Consider the following 12,830-nt stretch of genomic DNA (forward strand, 5'->3'; position numbering starts at 1 on the left):
TATGAAGGATTCGCTGATAGAATGCTAGATTCGCTGATAAAAGTGCGTTATTCGCTGATAAAATGGCCATATTCGCTGATAAACTTCAATTATTCGCTGATAGACTGCTGAGGTGACCAAGTTATCCTCGATTTTAGCCTGCATATTCGTAAAATGAGAAAGTTTATTTGCGAATCTTTACTATTTATTCGCAAATCCTTAAAAAATTAATAGTTTAGTAGGTCTTTGGCCAAAAAAGCTCAAAATACCACAGTGACTATTCTTTCAAAAAAACAAAAAAAGGATAGCCCTGTTAAGGCTATCCAGTACATTTGATTAAGCTTCGATTGCTCTAGGCTGTTGGTAGACTTCTTTTTCTAATTCGCCCGTGATTTTACCAGTTAACACGCCGGCGGTCATGCTTCCGCTGACATTCAAGGCGGTACGGCCCATATCGATTAAAGGCTCAACTGAGATGAGCAGTCCAACAATGGCGATTGGCAGGTTTAATACGGATAGAACGATTAATGCGGCAAATGTGGCTCCGCCGCCAACACCTGCAACCCCAAATGAACTAATTGCCACTACTAGAATAAGCGTAATGATAAACGATGGGCTTAACGGATTGATGCCTGCGGACGGCGCAACCATGACGGCTAGCATCGCTGGGTAAATACCAGCACATCCGTTTTGGCCGATGGAAAGTCCGAACGATGCGGCAAAGTTAGCAATCCCTTCCGATACACCAAAGTCTTTTGTTTGTGTTTTGATATTTAAAGGTAATGTTCCCGCACTCGTACGAGAAGTAAAGGCAAACGTTAGGGCAGGCAATGCTTTTTGCACATAGTTTACAGGACTTAATTTTGCAAGTAATAGGAGCAGCAAATGTACGATAAACATCGCAATTAATGCCACATAAGATGCAATCACAAACTTCCCTAATTTCGCGATCGCTGCATAATCACTCATCGCCATCACTTTCGTAATTAACGCAAGTACCCCATATGGAGTAAGACGAAGAATAAGTGTGACGACCCGCATGATAATCGCATAAAACGTATCAATGATTTTAGCGAAAAATTCTCCGTGTTCTGGATCTTTTTTCTTTACTCCAAGGTAAGCCATACCCACAATCGCGGCAAAAATAACGACGGCGATGGTAGAGGTTGGGCGGGCCCCCGTTAGATCCGCAAATGGATTACTTGGAAACAATTCGATGATTTGCTGCGGAATCGTCATGTCTTGAACGCCAACCACTTTTTGTTCCAATTCAGCATTTCGAGTTGCCTCAGCATCACCTTGATTTAATTGAATTCCGTCCAGGCCAAATCCTAACGCTGAACCAATTCCAATCGCTGCAGAAATAGCGGTCGTTCCAAGAAGAATGGCAATTACAAGGAAACTAATTTTCCCGATATTTTTAGTCAACTTTAATTTCGTAAACGCTCCAACGATCGAAATAAACACAAGCGGCATGACAACCATTTGCAATAGTTTTACATACCCCGTTCCAACGATTGCAAACCAATCGATGGACTTTACCGTAATGTTGGACGTTGTCCCATAAATCAAATGAATGATAAATCCAAAAACAATACCCAACCCCAATGCAGTAAAAACACGCTTAGAAAAAGACACATGCTTTTTCTGCATCGCGAACAATCCAAGGACAAGCAGTAGGAAAACGGCAATATTAATAATAATCAAAATAGTATCCATCTTTAATCCCCCTATAACTATTATGTATATTTAAAAAATACTATAATACGATTATTCCAATAGGTCAAGTCGGAATTATAAAAAAATAGAAGAACCATAGAATAACGGGTTCCGTTTCCTATTGCAAAACCCGAAAATGCAATTAAAAATATAATAAATTTTGTACCGCTGTTTGTATCTGTTTTTGTAATCAAAATAAAATGGCTCAGTTCGCTAAACTGAGCCATTCCTTCCGATAGCGTCTTGAACTAACGCCCCCGTTACTTTAAGTAAAATTCTTCACAATCTGCATCGTTATTCCAACTAAGAAAATTCCATGCCTACTTAAACCCATAAGCAGAAAGTTAAAAATAAGGATAAACCATAACGGGCGACGCTTACTTAGCATCGCTTTTTATTTTTGCCATTAGAAACTACTTCAATTTAATAATAAGGGTTAATTCTTGTAATTAGGTATGTTCTTCTATCTTGACATGTGTAATTTCTTGAATCATTGTTTTTTAGACTCTAGTTGATTTTTTGGAAAAACGGGTACAAACCCAAAGCCTGTCTTATTCTTGATACATATAAATACAGTACAAACTCACAAGAGGGATAGATGGAAGGGGGGGACAAGAGTGGACTAACTTAATGAGGGGTTAGGTCGTCTCATGGAAACATCATGAAAAACTAGCTAGATGAAAGGAGAAAAAATATGAGTCATTTAACCGTTTGGATAACCATCATCACTTTTTTGGTTACCCTCGGATTTATTCTTTGGAGACCTAGAAACATTAATGAAGCCATACCTGCTGCAATAGGTGCGGTCATTGTCGTACTTAGTGGAAGTGTTTCATTAACAGACCTAGGTATAATTACAAACACCATAAGTGGTGCAGCCATTACTATTATGGCAACGATTGTCATGGCGATTGTCTTAGAGAGTTTTGGGTTCTTTAACTGGATGGCAGAAAAACTGGCTGCCATGGCAAAGGGGTCAGGAATTCGTTTATTCTGGTACGTCAATCTTTTATGTTTTCTCATGACACTCTTTTTCAATAACGATGGAAGTATCTTAATCACAACCCCAATTCTAGTCATGTTATTAAACAACATGGGCTTAAAAAACCATCAAAAAATTCCGTATTTACTGTCTGGAGCCTTAATTGCGACTGCTTCGAGTGCTCCAATTGGTGTAAGTAACATTGTAAATTTGATTGCTCTAAAAATTGTGCATATGAGTTTGTATTTGCATACGGCGATGATGTTTGTTCCAGCAACTCTTGGTTTACTTTTGCTAGTTGTTCTCTTGTTCCTACGATTTAGAAGAATCTTGCCGAAAACCGTTCCTACTAATGTTTCGGGTCTGACAAGTTCTTCTTACCACCCACTTAAATCAAATATAGGAATGCAGCATGCTTCGGAAAAAGCTCGTTCAAGGTTTATGAGGAATGTCCTGCTATTCGTATTTGCGGTCCGTGTCAGCCTCTTTGTTGCTTCGTTTGTGAATATTCCAGTCTCTCTTATGGCTGTTATCGGCTCGCTTGTCCTTTTAGGGTGGAGATGGGCTTATTTAAAAATATCCCCTGCCGATATGTTCAAAAAAACGCCGTGGTATATTATCGTTTTCGCCTTTTGTATGTATACCATCATTTACGGTCTCAATAACATTGGTTTAACGGACTGGTTGATTGGATTCATGAAACCAATCGTTTCTGGAAGCCTGCTGCATGCGAGTGTCATGATGGGTGTACTTCTATCTGTTCTCTCCAATCTTTTTAATAATCACCCAGCACTCATGGTTGGAACACTCACGTTAACGCATATGAATCTAAGTTTACTCGAATTGAAAATTGCCTATTTAGCAAACGTAATTGGCAGTGACATGGGATCATTATTACTTCCAATGGGAACCCTTGCTACGCTGATGTGGATGCATATCGTAAGGAAAGGGAAAGTAATGATCAGTTGGTGGCAATATATTAAAATCACAGTTGTCGTTATTCCCCCTGCGACATTGTTTACCTTAGTTGTCTTGTATTATTGGGTTTCTTGGCTCTTTAGTGGAACACTTCAACGATAATTTGAGAAAAAAGGAGAATTGAGATGCTTATTGATTTTGTAGATTCAATAGGAATATTTATTGAGGTTGAAATTTCAGGAGACGTGATTCACAAGGGAATCCTAATAGATGCTGGGTTGGACATCATTGTTTTATACGATGGCAGGACCGATTCATACCTCTACATTCCATTTGTTCATGTTCAAAGATTGAAAGAAACCAGTTTAGAAGAAGAATATACCTCTTATAACCCTCCTTCAGAAAAACCAATTGAATCGGATGTCATATCGTTTCGTAAATCATTAACTATTGCTAAAGGTTTGTTTGTCAAGATTTATGTCACAGGGAATAAATCCATTCATGGTTATATAATCAGCATTATGAACGACTATTTTGTTTTTCACTCCCCTGTGTACAAAACAATGTTTATTTCGATGAATCATGTTAAATGGCTAATTCCGTATCCCCCTAATACTATACCGTATTCCTTAAACAAGGAGAATCTACCCCTGGTGCCTATATCGACTCCTTTAGCTAGATCTTTTGATGAACAGTTGAAAAGATTAGAAAATCAACTAGTTATTATAGATGGTGGAGAAGATACTGAAAAAATAGGCTTACTCCAAAAGGTTCGTAATAACAAATTGATTCTTATAACAGCTGAAGGGGAAACGGTTTGTCGGAATTTAGAGCATATCAAAACAATACAATTACCGTAAATACCTTATGTACTAGAAACTTAATAAACTTATTTTAACCAAAATAAATATGTAGGTGAGGTCACTTGAGCAAACAAAATAAACAAAAAGAATAATCCATCTGTGTTTGCCGACGAGGATGGATTACTCAATCACTACTAAAGTTTTTTGTTAGACCGTGTCTTTTGAGCCATGGTCTTCTTTATGGTGTACCACATATTGTTAGTATATGTTGTTTGGTTTAATTTTGTTTATGTAGAAAAAATATTGCAGTTCTATCCTCCTGTATTATCTCCCCTAAATTAATTAAGTCCCTCTTAATTCGCACACCCATAAATTAATATTTGAAAATCACTCGTATTTAAATATTTATGCATTTCTTCTTCAATTCCCTCAGTTTGATACGAATATCTCTTGAATGCTCACTTATTCGCAGGATTTCATAACCCTTATAAATAGAATGACGGGTAATTGGAATTAATCCAGATCATTTGGCGTCGTGAAGGCATAGTTAAAAAATAGCAGCTGGATCTTCAACTCTTGCCCCCGTTTGTTGAACAAATATATGAAAGGTTCTCCTAATGGAAGAACCTCTTTTTGAAAGGATAATACAATTAGTAAAGAACTTTTTATATACGTAAAATTATAAAGATAATAATCCAGAAATTTTTGAATACCGCTGATAAATCAACCTTATTAGCTTCTCATTCTTACTGCATAAGGATAAATTGGATCTTTTAATTGAAATTCATAAGTAAGACCATCTACAATTCCAACTATTTTTTCGCTATCGTAAAGATCAAGCATAAATCCTGCCATTTCTTTGGCTGTATGGTATTTAGGAAGAAGTCCTTCAAACTTAACATTTTCTTCTAAATCATTCGATACTTTTGCAAATTCAGTTTCAGTTGCAGCAGGAGCTAATACTTTTGCTTGCATGCTTGCACCTTTTTCTTTTAATTCATGTGCAAGCCCTTCAGTAAAGGCACTTACATAGAATTTAGAAGCACAGTATGTGATTGCATTTCCAATAATCGTATAACCCCCACCTGATGAAACGTTAATTAATTGTGTTCCTTCGACTGTTGAATAGTCACGCACATAAAGAGAAGTTAAAATAGTTAAAGCCTCGATATTTAAATTAAGCATTCTCTCAATTTTAGTTAAATCTTGATCTCCAACTGATGCAAAATTACCAAATCCTGCGTTATTAATCCACGTTTCAATTTCATATTCCTTTAAATCTTCATATAATGTATAAGCATTTTTCATATTTGATAAATCAACTGTTTTTATAACGACATCTAATTCTGCATTTACTTTCACGATCTCTGATTTTAGTTTTTCAAGCTCCTCAGTTCTACGTGCCACAATGACTAAATTTTTACCACGAGCAGCAAAAGCAAGAGCTGTTTCATATCCAATACCAGAACTTGCACCTGTAATAACTGTATATTTTTTCATGTTATTGCCTCCTAATATTTTGTTATACTAACAAAAATTGATTGTTAACTTTTACGGATTTATTATAGTGGTTAGAGTAAACTCTAAGTCAAACCTATTTTTTACACTTGATTAGCATTGGTTAAAAATGGAGGGTTTTATGTATACAATTGGCGAAGTGGCACAACTAGTAGGAGTTAGCACACATACATTACGTTACTATGAAAAAGAGAATATCATTCTTCCAGATCGTAATGAACATGGAGAAAGAAAATATACTGAATCGCATCTTCAATGGCTAAAATTTGTTTTAAAATTAAAAGAGACGCAAATGCCGATCACAAAAATCAAAGAGTATGCCTTCTTGTATACTCAAGGAGAACATACAGCAATTAATCGATTAAAACTATTAGAAGATCATAAAAGTTCCATAGAAAACCAGTTAAAGACACTGAAAGAAACGAATAAAATGTTAGAACATAAAATTACTTCATATAAAGAAATGATTTTGAAAAGTAATGAAGTAGATACAAATGCATAATATTATAATATTCTTTAGTATTATTATATTTAGGGTAAATAACGTAAACACATAAAAAAAGGAAGGCACAAATTAGATTTGTATAATATGTGCGTTCCTTAATTAATTGTTATTGAACTAACTCACCCGTTTCTATGTAGAAAAAAACTTTAATCCAGTTTGCTTGACGACTTCAGGCCAGCTTAACTTTAACCTGCGACAAATGGTTGTACTATAAACTTGTCCTTTCCTCTTCAACAAATCATAATCCCTTTGGTTAGTTGAACCAATCCGTAGCAATTCTGTTTTCAACTCTCCAAGTATCTCTTGTCTTGTCTTCAATCTACTCACCTCTTATTGATTTACAAAAAATCGAGCCAGAAAGATTGATAATGCATGTCCCCGCTTTAAAATGTTTTTTAGGAGCGGATTAAATTTGTTATACAAAATATTGAGATGTCTAACCATTTTCATCTATATAATCAATTACCGGCTTATTCCTTTTAAGATCAATGAATAAAGTACTTTAAGGGGTAAATCAATTTTCTGAATACTAAGCCCTGCTTTCTGTAACGCTACTTGACTGGCAGGTACCGACCCCATTCCGATGATAAACACTCTTTTGCGTTTTTTAGTTCCCTTAACCTTTCTTTGATAAACTCAATTTGTTCCTCGGTAATAATAAAATCCTTAAGACGATCCTCAAAATGAGCAATTCGTCTTTCTAATTCCTCTATAGTAAGGCTATTAGTATTCTTCATAAATCTTCCAACTCCTTTTATTTGGTGGAACCCCTGGAATTTCTGATGCCAATGCAACGTATATTGCTTTTAAAGCTTCCAAGGGAAATTAACAAAGAAGGGCCAACAAGGCCCCCTCTATTAGGAATTAAAGTTACAATTTTACAACTTTAGATTAATAAGTAAGATTTAATACAGTTACTTTTTCACGCGTCATCGATTCAATGCTCTTGCGGATACCTTGCGCACCCATTCCAGATCCTTTTACACCGATAAATGGGAAATGATCCGGGCCGCGTTCGGTACGTCCGTTTATTTGAACTGAGCCTGTTTCAATTTTATTCGCAATCGCAAATGCTTTATTAATATCTTTGGTAAAGACACTTGCCTGTAAGCCAAATTCAGATTCATTCGCAATATTGATCGCTTCTTCATCAGAGGATACACGGATTATTGGAAGCACAGGTCCGAACGGTTCCTCCCAAGCTACGGTCATGTCTTCTGTCACATGATCAAGAAGAGTAGGGTAAATTAAATTGTGTTCACGCTTATTTCCTGTTACAAGGGTTGCGCCTTTTTCAATGGCATCCTCAATTAATCCTTGAACAAAGTCAGCAGACTGATTATCAATTAACGGGACAACCGTGCTGCCGTCTTCCGGGGAACCTACCACCAGTTTTTCAATTTCTTCTTTTAAAATCGAAGCAAGCTCGTCCGCAACACTGTCATGAACTAATACGCGTTTAATCGCTGTGCAACGCTGACCGGAATAAGAAAATGCACCGCTGATAATATGTTTCGCCGCTTCATTTAAATCAGCATCTTCCCGCACAATACCAGGATCTTTCCCACCAAGCTCAAGTACAAGTGGAATCATGCCCGCCTTTTTCGCTAAGCGAGTTCCGGTATTTGTTCCGCCTGTAAAGGAAATCATATTAATTCCTTTATGCTCCACCAAGTAATCACCAATAACTGAACCACGACCTGTCACGATATTGACAAGACCTTTTGGAAAGTTTGCTTTGTGAAGAGCCTCAATCATTTTTATCCCGCTGATCGCGCCTTGTGTAGCAGGTTTAAAGATGACTGCATTCCCGGAAATAAGTGCAGGTGCCAGTTTAGCAGCAGCTAAATTGACCGGATAGTTAAATGGAGGAATGGCTAGGACTATTCCAAGTGGAACACGATCAACAATCGCAATCTTAGACTTAGAACCGCCCGGGAAGCTATCTCCCTTTAAACTCTCTCCTTTCATATGCATCGCTTCTTCTACCGTGTATCGAATGAAACCGGCAGTACGTACGACTTCACTCTTTGCATCATTAAAACTTTTCCCAACTTCTTTCATAATGATTTCAGCAATTTCCTCTTGCATGTTTTCTAATTCATCTGCCCATTGATACAAAAATTTTGCCCGTTCTTGAAGTGAAGTATCTGCCCAATTTTTTTGGGCTATATTAGCATAATAAATTGCCTCATCTACCTCTTCAGTTGTAATCGCCTGTACTTCTCCAAGCACTTCATAAAGATAAGGTGACGTGATTTTAATTGTTTCACCAGACTTACTTTCTCTCCATTCCCCATTTATATAGAAAGGATAAGCTGTTAAGGATAATACGTTTGTTGGCATAATAAATCCTCCTTGAATTTTTTAATATATTTTGAATATATTGAAAAAAATAGATTGGGACATAATTTGTCCTACATAGACATAAAATGTCCCGTTTTGTGTAAAAAAAATGATTCTTGCAAGATTAGTCATTCCTTCATTGGGACCACTTTAGATTATATTTTTTTAACTTTTCAATTTTCCCATTTCCATAAAAGATTGGAATCTTACCAAAAATATTATGGATTATATTTAGAAAAATAAAAATAGTTTCTACAAAAGATATCAAAACATTACAAAAATAGACAAAATTCAATCATTATAGATCCTAACTATCCATAGATCAAAAATTCTAAGAAAACTAATAATATGCCCTTCAAATTCATATTCAAATTGATAGCCACTTTATATTACATTTTCGATGTTTTATATAAAGAATGGATTTAAGAAAGAATTGTCGGTTTTTTTATTTTTTAGTCCAAAATTTTCATATATCACTAAATTATGGACAGAAAATGATGGATATTGTCGAATCTTACAGAGGGGGGTAAAAGGTCATAGGTCACATTCAGTGTCATTCATGATCATCCCGTTAAGACATCGACAGAGGGAATAGGAGAAGTAGTGAATATGACGAACAAATTATTTGTGAATGGTGAATTAGCTATTATCAGAAAAGAAACTCATGGAAAAAGCAAGCAAACAAAAAGTGCACCAGAGTTCACTTCGAGGATGGAAAAACGCCAATATGATCAAAGATTCAATTATTTTGATATTCGTAATGTATTAGATATCAAAGGAATCCTAAAAGATATTCGTGCCAATTGGAATTCATATGTGTCACAGGTTAACCAAATGATTCAAAAAAGCCCTGTAAAAAATCTAGTCGTGACTGGGATATTTACTATTGTCCTTAGCTTTTTTGCAAGCACAGCCAATGCGGCCTTTATTGAGGAATATACCTATCAGGTAAAAAGTGGTGAAAAAATCGAAGCGATTGCGGCGGCACATGGGGTAACCCCACAAGAAATTTTAGAGGCCAATGGGCTGACTTCCATCAACGGGAAAAAAATCCTTTTACCAAAAGTACATAATCGAACGGTGAATGCCACAACGCTAAATGTTCGGACACATCCGACGACAGAAAGCAGTATCATAGGAACCTATAAAAAAGGGGAAGTTGTGAAGGTTTCATTCGTAGAAAACGGTTGGGCACGCATTCTGATCAAAGGAAGAGTTTGTTTTGTGAATGCTAATTATCTTACTACACCAGGGGAAACGACTAAGCCAGCTATAACTCAAGCCAAAACGATGTATGTAAATGCGACAACATTAAGAGTGAGAGAAGCTACCTCTACGAGTGGTACGGTAATAGGTATGTTAAAGTTAAACGATCGTGTGTCGGTGAGATCCTCTAATAAAGGGTGGGCTCAAATTGATTTCAACGGTAAAACGGCGTTTGTCAGTGAAACCTACTTAACTATGAACAAACCAGCAACAACAAAACCAAGTTCATCTATGTATGTGATTAAGCCTGGTGATACGTTTGTAAAAATCAGTAAAGCCTTAAATATCTCAGTCACATCCATTCAAGAACTAAATCCAACCGTTGACCCAGTAAAGTTGAAAATTGGGCAAAAAATTAACATCCCTGCCAATATAGCAACTGTCACTACTAATCAAATAAAAGTATCAGCGCAACTTCAAGCCGTAGACCCTAATGGAACGTTTCGTTTTATTACGGCTAATGGAAACACGTATGCTGCCAAAGCATCAGGAGAGTTGATAAAGGAATTAGTAGAACATATTGGGCAAAAAGTATCCCTAACCCTTGAAGGGAAACGGGGTCAACAAATGACTTTACTTTCTGTTCAATAAATAAAGTTAGCCTCAGGTATTTGGCTTTCTCTAATGGATTGTTGCTTTCTTAGATTCGCTGATTAAACTCAAAAATTCGCTGATTGAGCTAAGAAATTCGCTGATTTGGCTAAGAAATTCGCTGATAGAATCCGAAAATTCGCTCGTTAAGCACCATAATTCGCCCATAGACTGGTTAGGTTGTTAAAAAAATAATGGGATTTAGTGTTTAAGAGGTAGATTTACACAGAAAAGAAGCTTTGATGGGAATGACTTTAATTTAAAACCCTGAATTATGTCATAAATCTCTTAAAATATGTTATAAATATCTCTAGCTTGAGGTGATTTCAAATTAATCTCCAGTAAATGTCTTAAATTTTTATAATACGAAAAATAAAAAAGGCTATCGAATTTTTCCGATAGCCTGAAGACTGCTATATAGCAGTCTTTCGGCGATTCACTATGCTTGTAATTTCTCCATTCTGTTAAATGCTTGTTCCCAATCATCAACAGGACTGGACCCTTTATCGGGTGTTGAATGATCTCGTGGCACAGCTGATTCCTTGTTCGAATGGACTCTACCACCCATCCAGTATTTTTTCCCCATCCAATAAACAATCGATCCAGCAATCATCACAGGTAAGAGGGGAAGAAAGCCAATGAAGCTAAGAATATAGCCTAACCATTTATTCTTGCCAAACTTGCGTAGGTACCAGCCTGTTAGTAAAGCAGCGAAAGTTATAGCGAAAAATAAAATATTGAATAAAATGAACTCATCAGCACTTATCCCTAATGTTGCGCTCAAAGGTGAAACCATTGTCTCTACACTGCTTGGTACGTAGGCTTGTCCCAGCTCTATTATGGTTGTTTTCAGATTGGTCCCCAAGTTTTTCATGAAATCTGTGCCTTGGTTGATTATGCCTTGAATAAAGGTTTGGGTTACTCCACCTGGCTTGGCATATTGCTGGCCAAGAAATAATACAACAACGCTTAAAACAAAAGCTCCGAGCAGCCAGCGCCAACCTTTCCTCTGCTTTTTCGATTCCTTCATAAGCCTACTTACTTTCCTTTAGCTGTGCCAATTCACGTTCTACCGCTTCCTGTATTTCCAAGTTTACAGGAGGGGCAGATGGGGTAAAGTAGGAAGCGGCCAACGCCTGTGCCTCTAGTTGTTGAACATAATCTTCCACTCGATTGAACCCTTTCAAGGCATTGTCCGTATTGAAGGAAGCGATCGCTGCTTGCAACTGCTCTTGCGCTTTTGCGGCATGTGCACGTGAGAGGAGCACTAGGCGCCTGTTTGCTAATTCGTTGTATTTTTCAAGTAATACATCAATTTGATCACGGAGTGCCGACGTCTGTTGTTTTATTGCCGCATACTGCTCTGCATAGAGCTTCAGCTTGGCTTCCTCTTTCAATTTTTCTTGAAGAGCAATCCTTGCGAGGGTGTCCTCACCGTTTGCGACAGCAAGCTCTGCTTGGCGAGTTCGTTTCGCAACCAAAACTTGTGCCTCTGCCACCAGCAGCCCCTGACGTTTTTCTAAGTACAGCTGCTGCCCTAATGCATCCTTTGCCTTATCCACCTGCTCGTCCAATTCACGCATATATTGATTCATTAAACTGATTGGATCTTCCACCTTATCCAGAACTTCATGTATATCTGCCATCACCATTGTTTTTACTCGATTAAAAATACCCATTTTACATTTCCTCCTTAGAAAGATTCTTTTCCCATGTATCCAAAATGTGTGAGTTGTTGTTTACCACTGGTGTCGTGTAGCCGATGGGGCTGAACTCTTTTGATTTAGAGGAGCCCACTTTCTTAAACAACCAGTAAGCGCCCGCACCAATGGCTAGAACCGGAAGGGCTGCCTTTAAAGCTGTGACAAGACCAACACCGATTAATCCGTAACCAGCCCACTTTTTCCAAACCTTATCTTCTGCATGTTTGCGAAGGGAGACACCAAAGAGTGCAATCCCGGCACCGACAAGGGCTCTTGTCCAACCAAAGTCAAATCCAGGCCTGCCTCCATGTCCCATCATGCCAGGACCTCGACCGCCTTGCATCATCCCTTGGCCAGAACCTGCCTGCATCATGTCATGACCGCCGAAGTGGCCAAAGTGCCCAAACCCCGGAAGTAGATGTGAACCGGCCCAAATTGTAGCTGCTCCAACTGGAAGCCAAAATAACCATTTTTTCTTCATTCTAAAATTCCTCCTAAAA

The 12,830-nt window shown here is 37.5% G+C and carries 12 protein-coding genes; 4 read left to right on the top strand and 8 right to left on the bottom strand.

All coding sequences use genetic code 11. From position 1 onward, the window contains the following. Window positions 1-315 precede the first annotated feature (315 nt). Window positions 316-1,698: an L-cystine transporter gene (locus BR30_RS0130380; protein WP_026568327.1), complete on the bottom strand. Its 1,383-nt coding sequence runs from the start codon at window positions 1,696-1,698 to the stop codon at window positions 316-318. A 694-nt stretch (window positions 1,699-2,392) separates the two neighbouring features. Between BR30_RS0130380 and BR30_RS0130390 the strand changes: the two genes are divergently transcribed. Together BR30_RS0130390 and BR30_RS0130395 are read left to right on the top strand one after the other, a co-directional pair. Beyond that, entirely contained in the window at window positions 2,393-3,760 is a 1,368-nt protein-coding gene (locus tag BR30_RS0130390; protein WP_026568329.1) for an arsenic transporter, read from the top strand. A gap of 23 nt (window positions 3,761-3,783) precedes the next feature. After that, window positions 3,784-4,458, top strand: a complete 675-nt coding sequence (locus BR30_RS0130395; RefSeq protein ID WP_035446389.1) for a hypothetical protein — start codon at window positions 3,784-3,786, stop codon at window positions 4,456-4,458. Window positions 4,459-5,133: 675 nt separating this feature from the next. Here BR30_RS0130395 and BR30_RS0130400 read toward each other — a convergent pair. Then, window positions 5,134-5,901 carry an SDR family NAD(P)-dependent oxidoreductase gene (locus BR30_RS0130400; protein WP_035446390.1) on the bottom strand — a complete coding sequence of 256 codons (768 nt, stop codon included), beginning with the start codon at window positions 5,899-5,901 and terminating at the stop codon, window positions 5,134-5,136. A 139-nt stretch (window positions 5,902-6,040) separates the two neighbouring features. Here BR30_RS0130400 and BR30_RS0130405 point away from each other — a divergent pair, with 139 nt between their 5' ends. Continuing rightward, window positions 6,041-6,421, top strand: a complete 381-nt coding sequence (locus tag BR30_RS0130405) for a MerR family transcriptional regulator (RefSeq protein WP_026568332.1) — start codon at window positions 6,041-6,043, stop codon at window positions 6,419-6,421. Window positions 6,422-6,553: 132 nt separating this feature from the next. On the opposite strand, the gene BR30_RS0130410 is transcribed toward BR30_RS0130405, so the two are convergent. From BR30_RS0130410 to BR30_RS0130425, 3 genes are all read right to left on the bottom strand, one after another. Then, on the bottom strand, window positions 6,554-6,742 hold the full coding sequence (locus BR30_RS0130410) for a hypothetical protein (protein ID WP_026568333.1): 189 nt from the start codon (window positions 6,740-6,742) through the stop codon (window positions 6,554-6,556). A gap of 233 nt (window positions 6,743-6,975) precedes the next feature. Then, window positions 6,976-7,161 carry a hypothetical protein gene (locus BR30_RS0130415; protein WP_026568334.1) on the bottom strand — a complete coding sequence of 62 codons (186 nt, stop codon included), beginning with the start codon at window positions 7,159-7,161 and terminating at the stop codon, window positions 6,976-6,978. Window positions 7,162-7,315: 154 nt separating this feature from the next. Then, the gene (locus BR30_RS0130425) at window positions 7,316-8,770 is read right to left on the bottom strand and encodes an NADP-dependent glyceraldehyde-3-phosphate dehydrogenase (RefSeq protein WP_026568335.1); all 1,455 of its coding nucleotides are present in this window, start codon (window positions 8,768-8,770) and stop codon (window positions 7,316-7,318) included. A 609-nt stretch (window positions 8,771-9,379) separates the two neighbouring features. On the opposite strand from BR30_RS0130425, the gene BR30_RS0130430 reads away from it, so the two are divergent. Next, window positions 9,380-10,627: an SH3 domain-containing protein gene (locus tag BR30_RS0130430; RefSeq protein ID WP_026568336.1), complete on the top strand. Its 1,248-nt coding sequence runs from the start codon at window positions 9,380-9,382 to the stop codon at window positions 10,625-10,627. Window positions 10,628-11,066: 439 nt separating this feature from the next. On the opposite strand, the gene BR30_RS0130435 is transcribed toward BR30_RS0130430, so the two are convergent. From BR30_RS0130435 to BR30_RS0130445, 3 genes are read right to left on the bottom strand one after another with little or no spacing between them, the layout of a single operon-like run. Continuing rightward, a complete protein-coding gene (locus BR30_RS0130435; protein WP_026568337.1) occupies window positions 11,067-11,657 on the bottom strand; it encodes a hypothetical protein in 591 nt (196 codons plus the stop codon). 4 nt (window positions 11,658-11,661) lie between these two features. Beyond that, on the bottom strand, window positions 11,662-12,306 hold the full coding sequence (locus tag BR30_RS0130440) for a PspA/IM30 family protein (RefSeq protein WP_026568338.1): 645 nt from the start codon (window positions 12,304-12,306) through the stop codon (window positions 11,662-11,664). Between the two features lies 1 nt (window position 12,307). Next, window positions 12,308-12,811, bottom strand: a complete 504-nt coding sequence (locus BR30_RS0130445) for a hypothetical protein (protein WP_026568339.1) — start codon at window positions 12,809-12,811, stop codon at window positions 12,308-12,310. Window positions 12,812-12,830 lie beyond the last annotated feature (19 nt).

The sequence above is a fragment of the Bacillus sp. UNC41MFS5 genome, from assembly GCF_000686805.1.